Source organism: Enterobacter sp. PI-10 (assembly GCF_027947695.1).
GTDB classification, from domain to species: Bacteria; Pseudomonadota; Gammaproteobacteria; order Enterobacterales; family Enterobacteriaceae; genus Enterobacter; species Enterobacter vonholyi.
This window is the reverse complement of the sequence record NZ_JAJNOG010000001.1, coordinates 759614-777590: the sequence shown is the minus strand read 5'-3', so window position 1 is coordinate 777590 and position 17977 is coordinate 759614. Positions and strand designations below refer to the sequence as shown.

At 58.6% G+C, this 17977-nt stretch carries 19 protein-coding genes, 2 tRNA genes and 1 pseudogene; 14 read left to right on the top strand and 8 right to left on the bottom strand.

From position 1 onward, the window contains the following. The first annotated feature begins 7 nt into the window (after nt 1–7). Genes hpxX through hpxZ form a run of 3 tightly spaced genes read left to right on the top strand, consistent with a single transcriptional unit; the run spans nt 8 to nt 1973 of the window. The gene (gene hpxX, locus LRM19_RS03735) at nt 8–196 is read left to right on the top strand and encodes an oxalurate catabolism protein HpxX (protein ID WP_045334723.1); all 189 of its coding nucleotides are present in this window, start codon (nt 8–10) and stop codon (nt 194–196) included. Further along, nucleotides 193–1590 carry an AtzE family amidohydrolase gene (locus LRM19_RS03730; RefSeq protein WP_271367557.1) on the top strand — a complete coding sequence of 466 codons (1398 nt, stop codon included), beginning with the start codon at nt 193–195 and terminating at the stop codon, nt 1588–1590. Before hpxX ends, LRM19_RS03730 begins: the two co-directional genes overlap by 4 nt. Next, entirely contained in the window at nt 1587–1973 is a 387-nt protein-coding gene (hpxZ, locus tag LRM19_RS03725; protein ID WP_271367556.1) for an oxalurate catabolism protein HpxZ, read from the top strand. The genes LRM19_RS03730 and hpxZ overlap by 4 nt, the downstream gene beginning before the upstream one ends. A 48-nt stretch (nt 1974–2021) precedes the next feature. Here hpxZ and puuE read toward each other — a convergent pair whose 3' ends face one another. From puuE to LRM19_RS03710, 3 genes and pseudogenes are all read right to left on the bottom strand, one after another. Continuing rightward, nucleotides 2022–2921 carry an allantoinase PuuE gene (gene puuE / locus LRM19_RS03720; RefSeq protein WP_271367686.1) on the bottom strand — a complete coding sequence of 300 codons (900 nt, stop codon included), beginning with the start codon at nt 2919–2921 and terminating at the stop codon, nt 2022–2024. Further along, nucleotides 2878–3710 (bottom strand): annotated as a pseudogene (hpxA, locus tag LRM19_RS03715) (allantoin racemase). The gene puuE and the pseudogene hpxA overlap by 44 nt, the downstream one beginning before the upstream one ends. Then, nucleotides 3710–4426: a GntR family transcriptional regulator gene (locus LRM19_RS03710; RefSeq protein WP_111964516.1), complete on the bottom strand. Its 717-nt coding sequence runs from the start codon at nt 4424–4426 to the stop codon at nt 3710–3712. The pseudogene hpxA and the gene LRM19_RS03710 overlap by 1 nt, the downstream one beginning before the upstream one ends. Nucleotides 4427–4570: 144 nt before the next feature. On the opposite strand from LRM19_RS03710, the gene LRM19_RS03705 reads away from it, so the two are divergent. Then, the gene (locus tag LRM19_RS03705; RefSeq protein ID WP_115874675.1) at nt 4571–6067 is read left to right on the top strand and encodes an NCS1 family nucleobase:cation symporter-1; all 1497 of its coding nucleotides are present in this window, start codon (nt 4571–4573) and stop codon (nt 6065–6067) included. Nucleotides 6068–6167: 100 nt separating this feature from the next. Beyond that, the gene (guaD, locus tag LRM19_RS03700; RefSeq protein WP_127730321.1) at nt 6168–7487 is read left to right on the top strand and encodes a guanine deaminase; all 1320 of its coding nucleotides are present in this window, start codon (nt 6168–6170) and stop codon (nt 7485–7487) included. On the opposite strand, the gene uraH is transcribed toward guaD, so the two are convergent. After that, complete coding sequence (gene uraH, locus LRM19_RS03695; RefSeq protein ID WP_115874674.1) at nt 7467–7790, bottom strand: hydroxyisourate hydrolase; 324 nt, start codon at nt 7788–7790, stop codon at nt 7467–7469. The genes guaD and uraH overlap by 21 nt on opposite strands. Then, the gene (gene uraD, locus LRM19_RS03690; protein ID WP_271367555.1) at nt 7787–8287 is read right to left on the bottom strand and encodes a 2-oxo-4-hydroxy-4-carboxy-5-ureidoimidazoline decarboxylase; all 501 of its coding nucleotides are present in this window, start codon (nt 8285–8287) and stop codon (nt 7787–7789) included. The genes uraH and uraD overlap by 4 nt, the downstream gene beginning before the upstream one ends. 239 nt (nt 8288–8526) lie before the next feature. Here uraD and hpxO point away from each other — a divergent pair, with 239 nt between their 5' ends. Genes hpxO through LRM19_RS03675 form a run of 3 tightly spaced genes read left to right on the top strand, consistent with a single transcriptional unit; the run spans nt 8527 to nt 11680 of the window. Further along, complete coding sequence (gene hpxO, locus LRM19_RS03685; protein WP_271367554.1) at nt 8527–9681, top strand: FAD-dependent urate hydroxylase HpxO; 1155 nt, start codon at nt 8527–8529, stop codon at nt 9679–9681. A 17-nt stretch (nt 9682–9698) separates the two neighbouring features. Further along, a complete protein-coding gene (gene hpxD, locus LRM19_RS03680; RefSeq protein WP_271367552.1) occupies nt 9699–10733 on the top strand; it encodes a molybdenum cofactor-independent xanthine hydroxylase subunit HpxD in 1035 nt (344 codons plus the stop codon). An 11-nt stretch (nt 10734–10744) separates the two neighbouring features. After that, nucleotides 10745–11680, top strand: a complete 936-nt coding sequence (locus LRM19_RS03675; RefSeq protein ID WP_133294123.1) for a PDR/VanB family oxidoreductase — start codon at nt 10745–10747, stop codon at nt 11678–11680. 44 nt (nt 11681–11724) lie between these two features. On the opposite strand, the gene LRM19_RS03670 is transcribed toward LRM19_RS03675, so the two are convergent. Continuing rightward, nucleotides 11725–11812 (bottom strand) — tRNA-Ser (locus LRM19_RS03670). 277 nt (nt 11813–12089) lie between these two features. Here LRM19_RS03670 and LRM19_RS03665 point away from each other — a divergent pair. The 6 genes from LRM19_RS03665 (at nt 12090) to LRM19_RS03640 (ending at nt 17228) form a co-directional block, all read left to right on the top strand. Then, nucleotides 12090–13226 (top strand): D-alanyl-lipoteichoic acid biosynthesis protein DltD, encoded by a 1137-nt coding sequence (locus LRM19_RS03665; RefSeq protein WP_115874670.1) that lies wholly within the window; start codon nt 12090–12092, stop codon nt 13224–13226. Beyond that, nucleotides 13223–13345, top strand: coding sequence for a hypothetical protein (locus LRM19_RS03660; protein ID WP_256371422.1), 123 nt, complete (start codon nt 13223–13225; stop codon nt 13343–13345). Before LRM19_RS03665 ends, LRM19_RS03660 begins: the two co-directional genes overlap by 4 nt. A gap of 9 nt (nt 13346–13354) precedes the next feature. After that, complete coding sequence (locus LRM19_RS03655) at nt 13355–14473, top strand: MBOAT family O-acyltransferase (RefSeq protein ID WP_127732755.1); 1119 nt, start codon at nt 13355–13357, stop codon at nt 14471–14473. Next, nucleotides 14470–15903, top strand: a complete 1434-nt coding sequence (locus tag LRM19_RS03650; RefSeq protein ID WP_271367548.1) for an AMP-binding protein — start codon at nt 14470–14472, stop codon at nt 15901–15903. Before LRM19_RS03655 ends, LRM19_RS03650 begins: the two co-directional genes overlap by 4 nt. Nucleotides 15904–15920: 17 nt before the next feature. Continuing rightward, nucleotides 15921–16139: an acyl carrier protein gene (locus LRM19_RS03645; RefSeq protein ID WP_008499867.1), complete on the top strand. Its 219-nt coding sequence runs from the start codon at nt 15921–15923 to the stop codon at nt 16137–16139. Between the two features lie 252 nt (nt 16140–16391). Then, nucleotides 16392–17228 (top strand): alpha/beta fold hydrolase, encoded by an 837-nt coding sequence (locus LRM19_RS03640; RefSeq protein WP_115874666.1) that lies wholly within the window; start codon nt 16392–16394, stop codon nt 17226–17228. A gap of 106 nt (nt 17229–17334) precedes the next feature. On the opposite strand, the gene LRM19_RS03635 is transcribed toward LRM19_RS03640, so the two are convergent. Together LRM19_RS03635 and LRM19_RS03630 are read right to left on the bottom strand one after the other, a co-directional pair. Next, nucleotides 17335–17592: a YjhX family toxin gene (locus tag LRM19_RS03635; protein ID WP_115874665.1), complete on the bottom strand. Its 258-nt coding sequence runs from the start codon at nt 17590–17592 to the stop codon at nt 17335–17337. Nucleotides 17593–17882: 290 nt separating this feature from the next. Continuing rightward, a tRNA-Ser gene (locus tag LRM19_RS03630) sits at nt 17883–17970 on the bottom strand. Nucleotides 17971–17977: the final 7 nt, after the last annotated feature.

Genomic DNA, 17977 nt, shown 5'->3' with positions numbered 1-17977 from the left:
AAAAAAAATGACGACACACCAACCCGACTGGCAGGCATACCTGGCGCAAATGGAAACTGTACTCGGCGTGACGCTGGATGACGCCCGCCGCGCCGAGCTGCAGCTGCAGTTCAGCCGCATAGCCACCATGGCCGCCCCGCTGATGGCGCTGCCGCTCGACGACCGTCTTGAGATCGCAGGAGTATATAAAGCATGACGCTACACGAGATGAGTATCAGCGCTATTCAGCAGGCGCTGAGCGCTGGGGAGCTGAGCGCTCGCGAGATCGCCCGACAGACGCTGGAGGGGATTGCGCGCGTTAACCCGCAGATCGGCGCCTGGACCGCAGTGACGGAAGCACGCATGCTCGCCGAGGCCGACAATATCGATACCCTGCGACGGGAAAAGCGCCCCCTGCCGCCGCTGGCGGGCGTGCCCTACGCGGTAAAAAATCTGTTCGACGTTGCCGATCACACCACCCTCGCAGGAGCCGAATTGTTCAGCCAGCGCCCTGCCGCCGCCGCTGACAGTTTTGCGGTGCGCCAGCTGCGCAGCGCGGGCGGGCTGCTGACCGGGATGGTCAATATGGACGCCTACGCCTACGGCTTTACCACCGAGAACAGTCACTACGGCACGACGCGTAACCCGCACGACCTGACGCGCATTGCGGGCGGGTCGTCCGGCGGTTCAGCCGCCGCGGTGGCCGCCGGGCTGGTGCACTTTTCGCTCGGCACCGACACCAACGGCTCGATTCGCGTTCCGGCCTCCCTGTGCGGTATCTATGGCCTGAAGCCCACCTTTGGCCGCCTGTCGCGATCCGGCAGCCATCCGTTTGTCGCGAGCCTGGATCATATCGGGCCCTTTGCGCGCCGCGTGTGCGACCTGGCGTCCGTGTATGATGCGCTGCAGGGACGGGATACCAGCGACGGTTTTCAGGCCGAGTGCTCCCGGGAACAGACGCGCCCCCTGCTCGATCGCGGGCTTGATGGCCTGCGCTGCGCGGTGCTCGGCGGCTATTTCACCACCTGGTGCGACGCAGACGCCAGAGCCGCCGTGGCGCGGGTGGCGAAGGCGCTCGACGTGCAGGATGAGCTGCAGTTCCCTGACGCCGAGCTGGCGCGTTCCGCTGCGTTTATCATCAGCGCCTCCGAAGGGGGAAATCAATACCTGCCCGCGCTTCGCCATGAACCGGCGCGTTTTGAGCCGCACTCTCGCGAACGGCTGCTGGCCGGGGCGATGATCCCCTCAGCCTGGTACATCCAGGCCCAGCGGTTCCGCGCTCACGCCCGGCAGGCGTTCAAAACCTTATTTGCGCAGGCCGACGTGCTGATCGCCCCGGCCACTCCGCGCAGCGCCACGCTGGCGGGTGAGCAGACCATGGAGATTAACGGCCAGCCGCTGCCCATTCGCGCCAGCATGGGGATGCTGACCCAGCCAATTTCGTTTTTGGGCCTGCCCGTGACCACCGTTCCCCTGCGCACCGCGCAGGGTGCGCCTATCGGCCTGCAGCTGATTGCCGCGCCGTTTAACGAGCAGGCCTGCCTGCGCGTCGCGCGGGTTCTGGAAGAGAGCGGCGTCACCGATGCCCGTCCGGCGGAGATAGCAGCATGATGAATCACGATGACATTAACCTCCCGTGGGTGGTTGCCGAGGTGACCGCCGCGTTTTACCGCTATGAGGACGCGCTGGTGAGCAACAACGTTGCGGTGCTGGACGAGCTGTTCTGGCACGACAAAAGCACGGTGCGTCTCGGAGCGGGTGAAAACCTGTACGGGATTGATGAAATCCGCGCCTTTCGGGCGGCGCGCCCCGCCGCCGGGCTGCAGCGGACGCTGCGCCACACACTGATTACCACCTTCGGGGAGGATTATGCCGTGTGCAGCACCGAGTTTACCCGCGAGGGGACGGAACGCATTGGCCGCCAGCAGCAGACGTGGGTGCGGTTTGCCTACGGGTGGCGGATCGTGGCGGCGCAGGTGAGTTTGATGTCGTAGTCGTAGGCCGGGTAAGGCGCAGCCGCCACCCGGCTAAAGACGGCTCAGTTATTTCTGAAACGGATGCACCTCCCGCCAGTGGTCGGCAATCTGCTGACGGGTACAGACCCATACCCGCTCGTGCTGCTGCACATAATCCAGGAACTTCTGCAGCGCGCGAAAACGCCCCGGTCTGCCCAGCAGGCGACAGTGCATGCCGATGGACATCATCTTCGGCGCGCTTTCTCCCTCTTCGTACAGCACGTCAAAACTGTCCTTCAGGTAGGTATAGAACTGCTCGGCCGTGTTAAACCCCTGCGCGGTCGCGAAGCGCATGTCGTTCGCATCCAGCGTATACGGCACAATCAGGTGCGGCTTGCGGGTGCCGTCGCTGCAGGCCACTTCCGTCCAGAAGGGCAAATCGTCGCCGTAGTAGTCGCTGTCGTAGTCAAAACCGCCGTGCTCCACCACCAGCTGGCGCGTGTTGGGGCTGTCGCGCCCGGTGTACCAGCCCGTTGGCGGCTTGCCGAACAGGTCGGTCAGAACGTGCACCGCCTTATGCAGGTGTTCGCGCTCCTGGCTGATGTCCATGTTTTGATAGTGGATCCAGCGCCAGCCGTGGCTGACCACGTCGTAATCCGCGGCTTTGATCGCCTCAACGATCTCCGGGTGACGCGCCAGCGCCATCGCCACGCCAAAGACCGTTAGCGGCAGGCCGCGCTTTTGAAATTCATTGTGGATCCTCCAGAACCCGGCGCGGCTGCCGTATTCGTAGAGGGAGTCCATCGACATGTGTTTATCCGGGTAGCTGGCCGCGCCGATAATGTCCGACAGGAACTGCTCGGATCCGGCATCGCCGTGCAGAACGTGGTTTTCCGCCCCTTCCTCATAGTTGAGCACAAACTGCACGGCGATGCGCGCCTGATTAGGCCACCGCGCGTGCGGCGGGTTGCCCGCGTAGCCGCGCAAATCCCGCGGATAATCCTGTTCAAAAAGCCCCATTGCCACCCCCAAAAATTAAAATGGATTCAATGCCTGAAAATGCCCGCTTAACGGTTTGTTCTCCGGGAATGCCAGATCCCCGTGCTTGCTGGTCGACAGCCCCAGCGCCACCAGCGATTCCACCATCTTCACCGCCGCGCTGACGCCGTCGATCACCGGCACGCGCAGCTCGCGGGTCAGCTCCTGCGCCAGCGTCGCCATGCCGCCGCAGCCCAGCACGATGGCGCCACAGCCATCCTCTTTCAGCGCCTGTATACAACGCGCGCGCACTTTTTCCTGCGCCAGACCGCTGCCATCCTCCAGCGCGAGCACCGGAAGGTCGATGGCGTGCAGCGCCGCGCAATGGTCCTGAAAGCCATACTGGTGCAACAGATGACGGGCAATAATCAGCGTGCGCGGCAGCGTGGTAACCACCGAAAAACGCGTCGCCACCAGCGTCGCCATGTGCATCGCGGCTTCGGCAATGCCGATAACCGGCCCCTGGGCCAGCTCGCGCGCCGCCAGCAGGCCCGGATCGCCAAAGCAGGCAATCACGTGACCCGACACGCCCTGTTCCCTGCCTTTTTTGATCTGTTCCAGGACACCGACGGCGGCGATGGCCTCATCAAAGTGGCCTTCTATAGACGGCACGCCCGCGCTCGGGCAGACCGCGAGGATCTCCGTCCCCGGCGCCGCCACCGCGCGCGCCGCCGCGCCGATGGTTTCCGTCATGGCGAGGCTGGTGTTGGGGTTGATCACTTGTATACAGACAGACATTACGACTCCTTGTGGCCGGCAAACAGCCGGGCAAAATCAGGCAGGCACTCGCCCGCCCGCTCGAAGCAGAGGCTGGCGACGATATGTTCAAAATGGTGCATGAGGGCATCGCTTAATGGCTCAAGCGCCTTCTGGCGCAGCAGATCCACAAGCTGTTCGTGATCGTTGCAGCGGCAGCCCTGACGCCACGGCGCGCCCCAGGTGGCAATCACCAGCGAAGAACGCTGGCTCAGGCTGGTCACCATCTCAGTGAGCACCTGGTTGCCGGAGATGGCCTGCAGCTGAATGTGGAAATTGGCGGAGTGGCGAATCGCCGCCGGGCCGTCATAGGCCTCGTGCGCCTGCTGCTCCTGGCGAATAATGGTCTCCAGCGCGGCAAGGTGCGGCGGCTGGCAGTGCGCCAGCACGTCCGGAAGGTTAGCGACCTCCAGCAGGGCGCGGGTGCGAAAGATGTGTCGCGCCTCTTCCACCGTCGGGCTGGCGACGTGTGCACCACGCTTGGGCGTCAGGGTGACCATTTGCACAGCGGCGAGTCGTTGAAGCACCTTGCGGATGCCCGTGCGGCTTACGCCAAACACCTCGGCCAGCGCCTCTTCCGGCAATTTGCTCCCCGGCAGCAGCTGATGTTCAACAATCGCGGTCATCAGCGCCTGAAAGATCGATTCATCTTTGTCATGCAGGTCTGGCGCGGTCTGCAGGGCGTTTATGTTGTTCATTCACCACTCCGTCTTTTACTCTTCGTTATCGAATCGTATACATAAAAATAAAATATTGCATACAAGATTTATTATTTTGGCCTGAATCCTGCAACACCGTTTGCACTCCCGCTTAACGGGTTTTCATTCACAGGAGCAGGTTTCATGCCAAACAGTCAAAACGCACAGCAAGGTACGGCCGCTGATTCCGGTGCGGTTTACAGCCCACGTCTTTGCAATGAGGATCTGGCACCGACGCGTGACCAGAACTGGAGCTGGTACAACATCTTTTCGTTCTGGATGTCGGACGTTCACAGCATGGGGGGTTATGTTGTCGCCGCGAGCTTCTTTACGCTCGGGCTGGCAAGCTGGCAGGTGCTGCTCTGCCTGCTGGTGGGGATTTGCATCGTGCAGCTGTGCGCCAATCTGGTGGCCAAACCGAGCCAGATGGCGGGCGTGCCCTATGCGGTGATCAGCCGTCAGGCGTTCGGCGTCTTCGGGGCCAATATTCCGGCGGTGATCCGCGGGCTGATCGCTTTTGCGTGGTACGGGATTCAGACCTATCTGGCCGCCAACGCCCTGATGCTGGTGGCGCTGAAGTTCTGGCCATCGCTCTCTTCGCTCACCGCCGGCGCGTTCCTGGGCCTGTCTCATCTGGGCTGGATCTGCTTCGCTATTATGTGGGTCCTGCAGGCGATGGTCTTCTGGCACGGCATGACCGCCATCAAGCGCTTTATTGATATCGCCGGTCCGGCGGTCTACGTAGTGATGCTTGCCCTCGCAGGCTGGATTGTATACAAGACCGGTTTTGACGGGATCTCCTTTACCCTCGCCAGCAAATCCCTGAGCGCGGGCGAGCAGACCTGGCAGATGATCACCGCGACCGCGCTGGTGGTCTCCTACTTCTCCGGCCCGCTGCTCAACTTTGGCGACTTCTCCCGCTACGGCAAAAGCATGGGCGAGATCCGCCGCGGCAACCGCTGGGGCCTGCCGTTTAACTTCCTGCTGTTCTCCATCGTCACCGTAGTGATTGTCTCCGGCACCCAGTCGCTGTTTGGCCGCATGATCACTGACCCGATTGAGACCGTCAGCCGCGTGGGCAACGATCTGGCCGTGGCGATTGGCCTGCTGACGATGATCACCGCCACCATAGGGATCAACATCGTGGCAAACTTCGTCTCGCCGGCGTTTGATTTCTCTAACTGCTCGCCGCAGAAAATCAGCTTCCGCACCGGAGGGATGATTGCCGCCGTCGGCTCGATCCTGCTCACCCCGTGGAACCTGTTCAACTCGCCGGAGCTTATCCACTACACCCTGGACGTGCTCGGGGCGTTCATCGGCCCGCTGTTCGGCATTCTGATTGCCGACTTCTACCTGATTAAGCGCGGCAAGGTGTCGGTTGACGATCTGTTCGACGACACGCCAAAGGGCAAATACTGGTACCGCAACGGCTTTAACCCGAAAGCCATTGGCGCGCTGATCCCGTCCGTTGCCGTGGGCCTGGTGATTAGCTTTATCCCGGCCCTGCATGAGGTGGCGAACTTCAGCTGGTTTATCGGCGTCTTCCTCGGTGGCGTGACCTACCGCTGGCTGGCGCGGGAAGATCGTGAGACGGCGGGTGCGACGTCGTTCAGCTCCCGCGTGGCAACGCAAAAAGAGTAACCCTCGTCCTCCGGCCGCAGCGTATCTGCGGCCCTTTCATTCTGGCACCGTTCTTGCTGAGCCCTCTCACCCCCGCTACGCAAACACGAAGGCAGGAACCATGATGGAATACCAGACTGCGATACGCGGTGCATTTTTTGATATTGCCCGGGTCTGCGACAGCGCAGACGCCATTGCTCAACACGCGCGCTACCTTGAGGACGGGCTGCTGTTTATACAGAGCGGAAAAATTCTGGCGCAGATGCCGTGGCAGGAGGGCGAGCAGTATCTTGACCCCCACAAGGGCTATACCGACCTGCGCGGCAGGCTGCTGCTGCCCGGTTTTGTCGACACCCACGTCCATTACCCGCAAACGGAGATGATCGGCGCCTTTGGCGAACAGCTGCTGGAGTGGCTGACCACCTACACCTTCCCGGTGGAAAGCCAGTTTGCCGATGAGGCCTACGCGAAAGAGATCGCCGAATTTTTCATACAGCAACTGGTTAGCAACGGCACCACCACCGCGCTGGTGTTTTGCACGCTGCATCCGGAATCGGTCGAAGCGCTGTTTACCGAGGCCCTGCGCCTGAACATGCGCCTTATCGCCGGAAAAGTGATGATGGACAGACACGCGCCGGACTACCTGAGCGAAGACGCGAAGCAGAGCTACCGGCAGACGCGGGCGCTAATCCAGCGCTGGCACCACCGGGGACGGCTGGGCTATGCCATTACGCCGCGCTTTGCCCCGACGTCATCCCCCGAGCTGCTTGCGGCGGTCAGCCTGCTCAGAGAGGAGTTCCCGGACACCTGGCTGCAGACCCATCTGAGCGAAAACCCCAACGAAGTGGCCTGGGTAAGCGACCTCTGGCCGGAGCACGAGCGCTATCTGGACGTGTATCACCACTACGGCCTGACCGGCGAGCGCAGCGTGTTTGCCCACGCGATCCATCTGCACCACAGCGAGTGGCAGTGCCTGCATGACACCGGCTCGGCGGTGGCGTTTTGCCCTACCTCTAACCTGTTTCTCGGCAGCGGGCTGTTTCGCCTCCCCGCCTGCTGGCAGCACAGGGTGCGGATGGGCATCGGCACCGACGTTGGGGCGGGCACGACCTTCAGCATGCTGCGCACGCTGGGGGAAGCCTACAAGGTCGGCCAGCTTCAGAGCTACCGCCTGCGCGCCAGCGAGGCGTTTTATCACGCCACGCTGGGCGGCGCGCACGCCCTCCGGCTGGACGATAAGATTGGCAACTTCACAACCGGCAAAGAGGCGGATTTTGTGGTCATCGATCCCGACGTGACGCCGCTGCAGCGCCTGCGCAATCGCCGCTGTCAGGATATCTACGAGCAGCTTTTTGTGCTGATGACCCTCGGAGACGAGCGCAACATCAGCGAGACCTGGGTTAACGGCGAGCGGGTGTGGTCAACTGCCCCGGTAGGTTGACCACCCGCCGGGGGCAATCACAAACGGCAGATGGAAATGCTCGTCTGCCGTTTCTCCCGTCACAAAATCAATTTGCGCACAGGGGTAGATTGTCTCCCGGCCGGTATCGCTAAACCACGCCCCGATCTCCGCCACCAGCCGATAGCGGCCCGCGGGCAGAGAGGCAACGAACGCGGCGATGCGTCCCTGCGCGTTGGTCACGCCCGTCGCCAGCGTCTTTCCGTCCTGTTGCAGATGAACCGTTACGCCCTCTGCGGGTTTGCCCGTCGAAATATCGAGAATGTGGGTGCTGAGTGTGCTCATTCGCTAATGACTCCTTCCAGCCGAAGCAGCGTAATTTCCCGCAGCTGTTCCAGCGCGGCACGGATTTCCTGCGCGTCGCTGTTCTCCAGCCGCGCGTGCAGGGCCCGCAATATCTCCTCGCCGCTGCGACCCTTCGCGCGGATCAGAAACACGCGTCCGAAGCGGGCCTCGTAGCGGGCATTCCCCTCGCGCAGCGCCTGGGCAAGAGCGCCATCGCGATCGTTCACAGCGCCCTGCTCCTGACGCGACAGCGCCGCCTCCGCCGCTGAACCCGCGGGCTTTTCCCCGATGCGCGGATGGGCGCTCAGGGCCTGCGCCAGCGCCGCTTCGTCCCAGTTTTGAGTCAGCGCGCTTGCCGTACTGAGTAATTCGTCCCGGCTGGCGTATGGCCGCCCCAGAGCCAGCGCGTCGGCCCAGCCGGGTATCGCCACGCAGGGCTGAAGCAGCGTAAGAGCATCTTTCTCAGGAAGTTGATTGAAGTCGTGCAGTGCGATCATAGTGTCTCCTTTATTATCCTTCTCCAGGCTATTGCACAAACCACGCCACCCTGAGCGCGGGCGTGAAACAGTCGATTCCGTATATCTCAACTGGAAATTTTTGATTCATAAAAAGGCACGCTCACCGCGTTTATGCACCTTAGCAGTGCAAACGTCTCCCTTACAACGCCGTTTTCGCCACTCTGCAGCCTGGTACGCAAATTGCTGAATGTCTTTACACCCTGCAAAAGGAGAGAAGCATGAAAGCAATCGTGATTGGCGCGGGTATTGGCGGCCTGAGCGCTGCCGTGGCGCTGAAGAAAGCGGGCATCGACTGTACCGTGTTTGAAGCCGTAAAGGAGATAAGGCCCGTCGGGGCGGCCATCTCCATCTGGCCTAACGGCGTGAAATGCATGCAGCACCTCGGCATGGGCGACATCATCGAGACCTGGGGCGGGCCGATGCGTTTTATGGCCTACAAGGATTACCGGCGCGGCGAGACTCTGACCCGCTTTAGCCTTGCCCCGCTGGTTGAGCGTACCGGCGGGCGTCCCTGCCCCGTCTCGCGCGCTGAACTCCAGCGCGAAATGCTGGACTTCTGGGGGCGCGACGGGGTGCAGTTCGGCAAGCGCGTGGAACACGTCCATGAAGACGACGCGGGCGTGAACGTCACCTTCACCGATGGCACCACGGCAACCGGCGATTTTCTGATTGCCGCCGACGGCAGCCACTCGGCGGTTCGCCCGTATGTGCTGGGGTATACCCCGGAGCGCCGATACGCCGGGTACGTAAACTGGAACGGGCTGGTGAAGATTGACGAAGAGATTGCCCCGGCGCACCAGTGGACCACCTTCGTTGGCGAAGGCAAACGCGTGTCGCTGATGCCCGTCTCCGGCGGACGCTTCTACTTCTTTTTTGACGTGCCGCTGCCCGCAGGCCTGGCGGAAGATCGCACCACCCTGCGCGCCGATCTCACGGGCTACTTCCGCGGCTGGGCGCCGCCGGTGCAGAAGCTTATCGCGGCGCTGGATCCTGAAACGACTAACCGGATTGAAATCCACGACATTGAGCCGTTCGACAGCCTGGTGCGCGGCAACGTCGCGCTGCTCGGCGACGCCGCGCACAGCACCACGCCGGATATCGGCCAGGGCGGCTGTGCGGCGATGGAAGACGCCGTCGTGCTGGGGGAGTGCCTGCGTGAAAACCATAATATTACGCTGGCGCTGCGGCAGTACGAGGCGCTGCGCTGCGACCGGGTGCGCGACCTGGTCCTGAAGGCGCGTAAACGCTGCGACGTCACCCACGGGAAAGACATGGCGTTGACGCAGGCCTGGTATCAGGAGCTCAAAGAGGAGACCGGCGAGCGCATCATCAACGGTCTGTGCGAGACCATTCAGGGCGGCCCGTTAGGCTGAACGCAAGAGGGACAACGATGAAAAGAGAACCGACTCCACCCGCCCACTGCACGTTTGAGCCAGAGGACTGGCTGCGCCTGGCGAAATGCTGGCATCCGGTCGCGCGCGCCTGCGACGTCGGCCCAGCGCCGGTCAAGGCGACCCTGCTGGATGAACAGCTGGTGATTTACCGGATCCACGACCAGGTCGTGGTCGCCCGTGACGTCTGCCCGCACCGCGGCGTGCCGCTGACGCTCGGCTTTCACGACGAGCACGGGATTATCTGCCCCTATCACGGCCTCCGCTTTGGGGAGGACGGGCGCTGCAACCGTATTCCCTCCAGCCCCGACCAGCCCGTTCCGGCGAAGCTGAACCTGATTAACTACGCCGTGGAAGAGCGGTTCGGGCTGATCTGGACCTGCCTGGCGTTTGATCCGGAAAACCCCGCTCCGCTGCCCACCATGCCGCACTGGGATGACGACGGATTTCAGCAGATCAACTGCCCGGCGTTTGAGGTGAACGGCTTCGCCGGGCGTCAGGTGGAGGGGTTTCTGGACGTAGCGCACTTTGCGTGGATCCACACCGATACCTTTGCCGACCCCAATAATCAGCTTGTACCTGCCTATCAGCCGCAGGAGACGCCGTTCGGCTTCGTGGCGGATTACTGGAGCTCCGTGAGCAACTATCCCGCCAGTTCACCCGTGCAGGCACCAGAAGGGTTCCAGTGGCTGCGCCATTTTGAAATGCACCTGCCGTTTACCGCTACCCTGACGATTCATTTTCCGGGTGAATCGCGGCTGGTGATCATGAACGCCGCGTCGCCCGTGTCGTCGCGCGTGACCCGCATGTTCGCCCCTATCGCCCGCAACTTTGACCTGCATATTCCGGTGGAGGATGTGCATGCCTTTAACCTGCGCATTTTTGAAGAGGATCGCCTGATGGTCGAAACCCAGCGCCCGGAAAGCCTGCCGCTGGATCTGACGCTGGAAGCCCATATTCCCGCAGATAAAAGCTCAATTGCCTACCGTCGGGGGCTGAAGAAGATGGGCTTTGGCGAATTTTTCCTGGTATGACGGAGGCCGATATGCTGAGCGTAATTGTTGACGGGCTGTGGCGCGAGGGCGACAAAAGCCTCGCCGTCAGGCTGGTGGCTGAAAACGGCGAAGCGCTCCCGGCGTGGCAGGCCGGCGCGCACGTTGATGTCCACCTGCCCTGCGGCGTGGTGCGCCAGTATTCACTGACCGGGGCATGTGGGGACGAGAGCTATCTTATTTGCGTGGGGCGTGAAACCGCCTCGCGCGGCGGGTCGCGCTACGTTCACGAGACGCTGCGTCCCGGGCAGAAGCTGATGATATCGGCCCCGCGCAACCTGTTTCCGCTTCAGCAGGCTGAGCGGGTTTTGCTCCTGGCGGCGGGAATTGGCATTACGCCGCTGTACGCGATGGCCCTGCAGCTGAAGGCGACCGGAACGCCGTTCACGCTGCACTACTACGTCAGAAACCGGGAAAGCGCGGCGTTTACGCGTGAACTCTCCCGGTTCGACGAGTGCCTCGTTCATACCGCCAGCCCGCGCACAACGCTGGCAGAGCATCTCCCCGCGCCCGAGGCGGGGCTTCACGCCTGGATATGCGGACCGGCAGGGTTTATGGAAAAAGTGCGTGAGGTCGCGACGGCAAAAGGGTGGGATTACGCCCACCTTCACAGCGAGGCGTTTCAGCCCGTTGCGCCCGCCGCAGGCGGTGAAACCGGGGAAATCTTCACGGTCAAACTGGCCTCCACGGGTGAGCGCTGGCCGGTGCCTGCGGATAAGACCATCGCCCAGGTATTACAGGAAAACGGGGTGGACGTTCCGCTGTCATGCGAAATGGGGATCTGCGGCGCGTGCCTGACGCCGGTGATTGACGGCGTGGTGGATCACCGGGATAGCGTGCAGTCGGAGGCGGAAAAAAGTGCGACGAACCAGCAGGTGGCGCTGTGCTGTTCGCGAAGCCATTCCGGGGAGCTGGTGATTGGGCTGTAAAACGAAAAAACCCTGCGATATTGCTATCGCAGGGTTTTCGAATTTGGCGGAAGCGTAGAGATTCGAACTCTAGAACCCTTTCGGGTCGCCGGTTTTCAAGACCGGTGCCTTCAACCGCTCGGCCACGCTTCCAAAGTGAGGCGCACTATAAACATCTATTAGCGCCTTGTAAAGCAGGAATTTTTCTATTTTTCCCCACAGGCGTTTGACTGCGCAAAAAGTCACCCAAACGCTGACTTCACATCACTCTCCGCGACCTTGTACATACCGTAACATAGCAACGCTCATCGTTTTAAAACGCTCTGGTATAGAATGCCACAAAAATAAACGGTCATTTGTTGTGTAATTGTTATAAATCTGAGTAGCCACAGATTTAGAAATTACTGCCATGCAGTGTTACTGGTTGATGATGAAAATCAAAAATTCGCTTTGCTTACATATCCTGATGGCGACGCTGGCCATTTTGTTTCTCTGTGTTCACCCGCTGGTGACGAGTTTCGATCCGCCGCTCACCTTCCAGCCGCTGATTAAATCAATGGCGGGCACGCCTAAAGAACAGGCGGAAAAAATTGCCACTATTTCTCATGCCTTAGAAGGGAATGCTATTTTCTTCATTGGCGCGTCTGAGGTTGCCACCTCAGAAGATGAACATTACGCTGTATATAATTACTTTAATAAGCAATTACACAAACCCGTCGTGGCGTATGGCGATGCGTTTGTCGATGATGAAACGCAATTTTTACTATTCTCACGCTTTAAAAATAGCCTTAACGCAAACAGTAAAGTTGTTTTGCTGCTGGCGCCTGACAGCTTTTACTCAAAAGGGCTGCCACCGGCTATTTATGCCGATAATTTCCCCGGCTCTATTTTTAATCCACTGATGAAGGATCCGCAGGCGCGCCCGCTGCTGGTTAATTATTTAAAGCATATTGATAGTAAAGAAATAAGCCATTTAACCTTTGGCCAAATGCGCGTCTTTGGCTGGCATCCCGATCTGATCTGGGACGAGCTGAGCTTCCAGTTTGCGAACGTCTGTACCATGATAAAAAACGACTGGCTGTCGCTGCTCAACATTAGGCCCCAGACGGTTCAGACCTGGCCGCCGCAGCCAGCCACCCACATTATCCCTGACTGGGATAAAGAGCTGGCGAATGCCCGCGAGTTAAATAAAAAACGCCAGCAGAGCGCGGCCACCCTGTGGATGGACAAAACGATTTACGAAGAGGACGGTACGCGGCAACAGTGGGACGACACGCCGGTCGTGCCTGCGCAAATCGCCGCTTTCAGTAAAACCGTCCAGCTGCTGAAAGAACATCACGTGCAGGTGATTGCTATCGTCGACCCGGTTAACCCCTGGGCGCTTTACAACACCGATACCTTCCGCCCGGTTGATAAGCAAATTAAAACCATTCTGGAAAAGAACCAGATCCCCTATTTAGATATGTACGCCATGCCTTATCAGAATGGCTGGAACTGGGATCGTTTGCACCCTTCCGAACTGGCCTGGGTTCCTATGATTCGCTTTATTGCACAGAGTTTTAAATGATGAAAATTGCGATCCGTCTTTTTTTCCTTTATCTCCTGCTGGCGATTACCGTCGTCGCGTGGACCTCTGTCGATGACAGCATGAGTATGCAGCTGCATTTTGAATATCAAAAGTTCTGAGGCCGAATGATGTATAGCTCAGGAATGTTTTTTGTCTATTTGTTTTCATCCGCCCTGGCGTTTGCGCTGGTCAATCGCGTATTACGCCATCGCCTGACGTATTTATCGGCCTTATCCGTCCTGGCCGCATTAGGCTGGGGCTATATTTTTCAGGGTGATTACCGTGTTCCCGCGGTCGTTTTTTTTAGTTTTTACCTTGTCGCCGCGTTGAAAGAAAAAGGATGGTTAAAAACCTGGCAGGCGATTGTGTTAACGCTGCTTCCTTTATTTTTGGTGAAACTGCACGTTAATCACCATCTCGGCATGATCGGCCTCTCTTTTATGACGTTCCGCGCGGTGGACGTGCTGCTCTATCGCAGTAAAAAAGAAGGGCAGAATTTCCTGCACTATTTCTGCTATCTGTTTATGCCCTTTATTATTCTGGCGGGCCCAATGTACCGCTGGCGGACATGGATGAGCGACGTCAGCAAGCCCGTCTTTGCTCTTACTCGCGAACAGTTTTTAGTGGCGCTGGAGCAAATCATTACCGGCATTATCCAGAAGTTCCTGTTTGCGATGCTGGTTGACTCACTTGTCGTGCAGCCCTGGAGCCATAAGCCGTTTACGCTGACCGTGGGCGTGGTGATGTCGATTGCCTATAGCGCCTATCTGTACTTTGATTTTGCGGGCTACAGCAATATGGCCATCGGCGCAGGCCGCCTGTTTGGACTCAACATTCCGGCAAACTTCAATATGCCGCTTCTGGCAAAGAACCCGCAGGATTTCTGGCGCCGCTTCCACATCAGCCTGTCTGAATGGCTGCGCGATGTGGTCTTTATGCCCGTTTATATGAACCTGATGAAGTTCAACTTTTTCCGTCAGAACAAAACGCTGGCGCAAAATATCGGTATTTTTTGCACCCTGTTCTGCATGGGGGCATGGAATGGCCTGGAACGCCATTACGTCATCAGCGGCGCGCTGTTTGGCGGCATTTCTGTCGCCCATAACATGCTGCTGTGGTCAGCCAAACGCAGCCCGACGTTACACCGCGGGTTGCAGTATCCGGCCGTTGCGTTTTTGGGACGCATTCTGACGCTGGGAAGCGCCGCGGGCTCCCTTTACATCTTTAGTGGAATGTCACCTCTATGAAAAATCACTCCGATCTTCAGGAAATGCACGATTTCTTGCGTGCGGCATTATGCGATCCCGCCTCCCCGCAGCAGCCGGCCATCAGCGGCAGCGACGAAGCCTTAAGCTGGCTGCAGCTTTCCGCGGCCGTGACGGACTGGGCGCAGCGCTATCAGCGTTGCCAGCCTGTTGCCGGTACGCCGGTCGTCTTGTACGGACACCAGCAGGCCGAGTTCGCCGTGGCGATTTATAGCTGCCTTCTGCACAACATTCCGTACATTCCGGTGGACTGCATTTACCCGCAGGAGCGCCTGCGGGAGATCTGCCATCTGGCCAGCGCCCCTTACTATTACGACGTCGCGACCCGGCAGTTTATCGCCACCGGTGAACCGGGCAAGGTGCTGGAGGAGCAGGATCTGGCCTATATCATGTTTACCTCAGGCAGTACCGGCAAGCCTAAAGGGGTGCAGATTGGGCGTGAAAGCGTATGGCACTTCATGAAATGGGTCAGCCAGGACTTTTCGCTGCCGGAAAAACCGGTGCTGATGAACCACGCGGTGTTCAGTTTTGACCTCTCCCTGATCCCTTTGCTGGCGAATCTGGCGATGGGTGGACACATCGTGCTGAACGCCAAAGAAGACATTCAAAAAGAGAACTGGCTGGAGCGACTGAAAAGCAACGCCGTCTCCGCCTGGGTTTCCACCCCCTCTTTTGCTTACCAGCAGCTGCTTTCCCCGCAGTTTAACAGCGAGTATTTACCTGAACTCAACGTCTTTATCTTCATTGGTGAAGTGTTGAATAAAGCGCTGGTTAAACAGCTTCGCCGCCGCTTCCCGCAGGCAAAAATCATTAACTCCTATGGTCCAACGGAAGCGACCATCGCGACCACCGTGGTTGAAATCACGGATGAGATCCTGAACAGCGACAGCGCCGTGCTGCCGGTGGGGGTCATGATGCCTGAGAGCAGAATGGAAATTTCCGCTGAAGGCGAGCTGATTATCTGGGGTAAAAACGTCATGCGCGGCTACCTCGGCCTGCCGCAGGAGAACGCAGAAAAATTACTCCGTCGGGAAAATGAAGCATTTCGCGGTTACCGGACCGGCGATTTGGGCTATGAAGCGGGACTTATCTACTGCCAGGGCCGCAACGATAGCCAGGTCAAACTGAATGGCTACCGTATTGAAATTAACGAGATTGAAAACCGCCTGCTGGCCATGTCCGGCATCAACGAAGCGGTGGTTCTGCCGTTGATGAAATCCTGCGGCAGCGTGCTGCGCATTGCCGCGTTCTGCGTGACCGATATGGCGCCGGATACCATCAAAACGTCGCTTTCTAAGGTGGTTCCGCACTATATGGTGCCTTCACAAATTATCGTAAAAGACGCTTTGCCGCTGAATCCCAACGGCAAAATTGACCGCAAGCTGCTGGACGCTTACGCCCGCACAAATTAATGACTCCAGGAAAAATTATGGAACAAGAAATTCTCGCCCTGTTCGAAAAAGTGTTATCCCGTAAGGTGGGCTTTCACGATGAACTGATTGAATCCGACATTCTCGACTCCATCCTGGCGGTCGATATGGTGCTGGAAGTGCAGGACGTTTACGGCTGTATGATCCCGCCAACTGACGTAGCGACGGTGCTGAAAACCCCGGCTGACCTGGCCCGCTATATTGAAGAAAACCGCTAAACGCCCCTGCAGTTAATGCTGCCCTGAAGGCTCTGGAGGATCTCCCCAGAGCCTTTTTTCGTTCCCCCCTCCCGCCTGAAAGCAAAACGCTGCCTTTCACAGGAATGAAACCCACTGCTTTTACTATTTCACCTACACTTTAGGGGTACTGTCGGTACGGGAAATAGAAAAAAGCCAACTTAATTAAGGCATTAATGATTCGCTCTCCACCCGGGTTGCGATCGTTTTGCCTTTAACAGAGGAGTCTGCAGTATGGCATTCGTAACCACGAAAGACGGCGTCAACATTTACTACAAAGACTGGGGCCCCAAAGAGGCCCAGCCCATTGTCTTCCACCACGGCTGGCCGCTGAGTGCCGATGACTGGGATAACCAGATGCTCTTCTTCCTTGCTGAAGGCTATCGCGTTATCGCTATCGATCGCCGCGGTCACGGGCGTTCGGACCAGGTGAGTGAAGGACACGATATGGATCATTATGCGGCCGATGCGTCAGCCGTGGTTGAAAGCCTGGATCTGCGTAATGCCGTGCACGTCGGTCACTCCACCGGCGGCGGTCAGGTCGCCCGCTATGTTGCCCGATACGGCCAACCGCAGGGGCGCGTTGCCAAAGCGGTGCTCGTCAGCTCTGTTCCGCCTCTCATGGTAAAAACGGAGACTAACCCCGGCGGAACGCCGATCGAGGTTTTCGATGGTTTCCGCAAAGCGCTGGCGGCTAACCGCGCCCAGTTTTATCTCGACGTCGCCAGCGGTCCTTTCTACGGTTTTAACCGTGAGGGAGCCGAGGTTTCACAGGGTACGATTCAGAACTGGTGGCGTCAGGGCATGATCGGCAGCGCCAAGGCCCACTATGAGGGGATTAAGGCGTTTTCTGAAACCGATCAGACGGAAGATTTAAAAACCATCACGGTTCCCGTTCTGGTGATGCAGGGCGACGACGATCAGGTCGTGCCGTATAAGAATGCCGCCCTGCTGCAGGACAAGCTGCTGGCGAACAGCGTACTGAAAATTTATCCGGGCTTCCCGCACGGGATGCATACCACCCATGCGGATACTATCAACGCGGACATTCTGGCTTTCATTCGCTCATAACGCTGCGTTTCTTGCCGGGTGGTGCTGCGCTTACCCGGCCTACATTCCGCCACAATATTCAGTTCAATGCATGAACGCCACCCGAGGGTGGCGTTGTCTATTCCGCTTAGCGATTATCCAGCTGGGCGCGAACGTTGTTCAGCCCGGTGGTGTTGATCCGGTAAGGCTGCCCGTTCACGGATCGGATCAGCTTTTTAGAGCGGAGTTTTTTGAAGACGTTCAGCGTGCAGTCGCTCAGCACCAGCCCTTCACGGGTGTAGCACTCAACGGACGTGACGCGGCCGGAACTGTCGCGGACGTGCACAATACGCCCACCTTTGGCGAGAACGTGTAAGGTACGTTGTTCCTGACGGGATAAATTCATACTGGAAAACCTGTGTAATCATCATGCGTAAAAACGAGCCCACACCCGCAGGTGCGTGCGTAAGGTTTAAGCGCAGCGATAACCAGTCCGTCCTGAAAAGGTCGGGAAACTGATTATCTGATGAAAACATTCTCCAGCATCAAAGCCTCGATGAGAGATGAAAAGGTATTTACGGGGTGAATAATAGCGCCTGTTTTTTGCGGGGAAATAACGGGGTCTTGAAAGTGTGAGGCGGATCGGTCAATCCAAAACAAAAACCCCAGGTTCACGAGTAACCTGGGGTTTATATCTGGCGGAAGCGCAGAGATTCGAACTCTGGAACCCTTTCGGGTCGCCGGTTTTCAAGACCGGTGCCTTCAACCGCTCGGCCACACTTCCTAAGTGA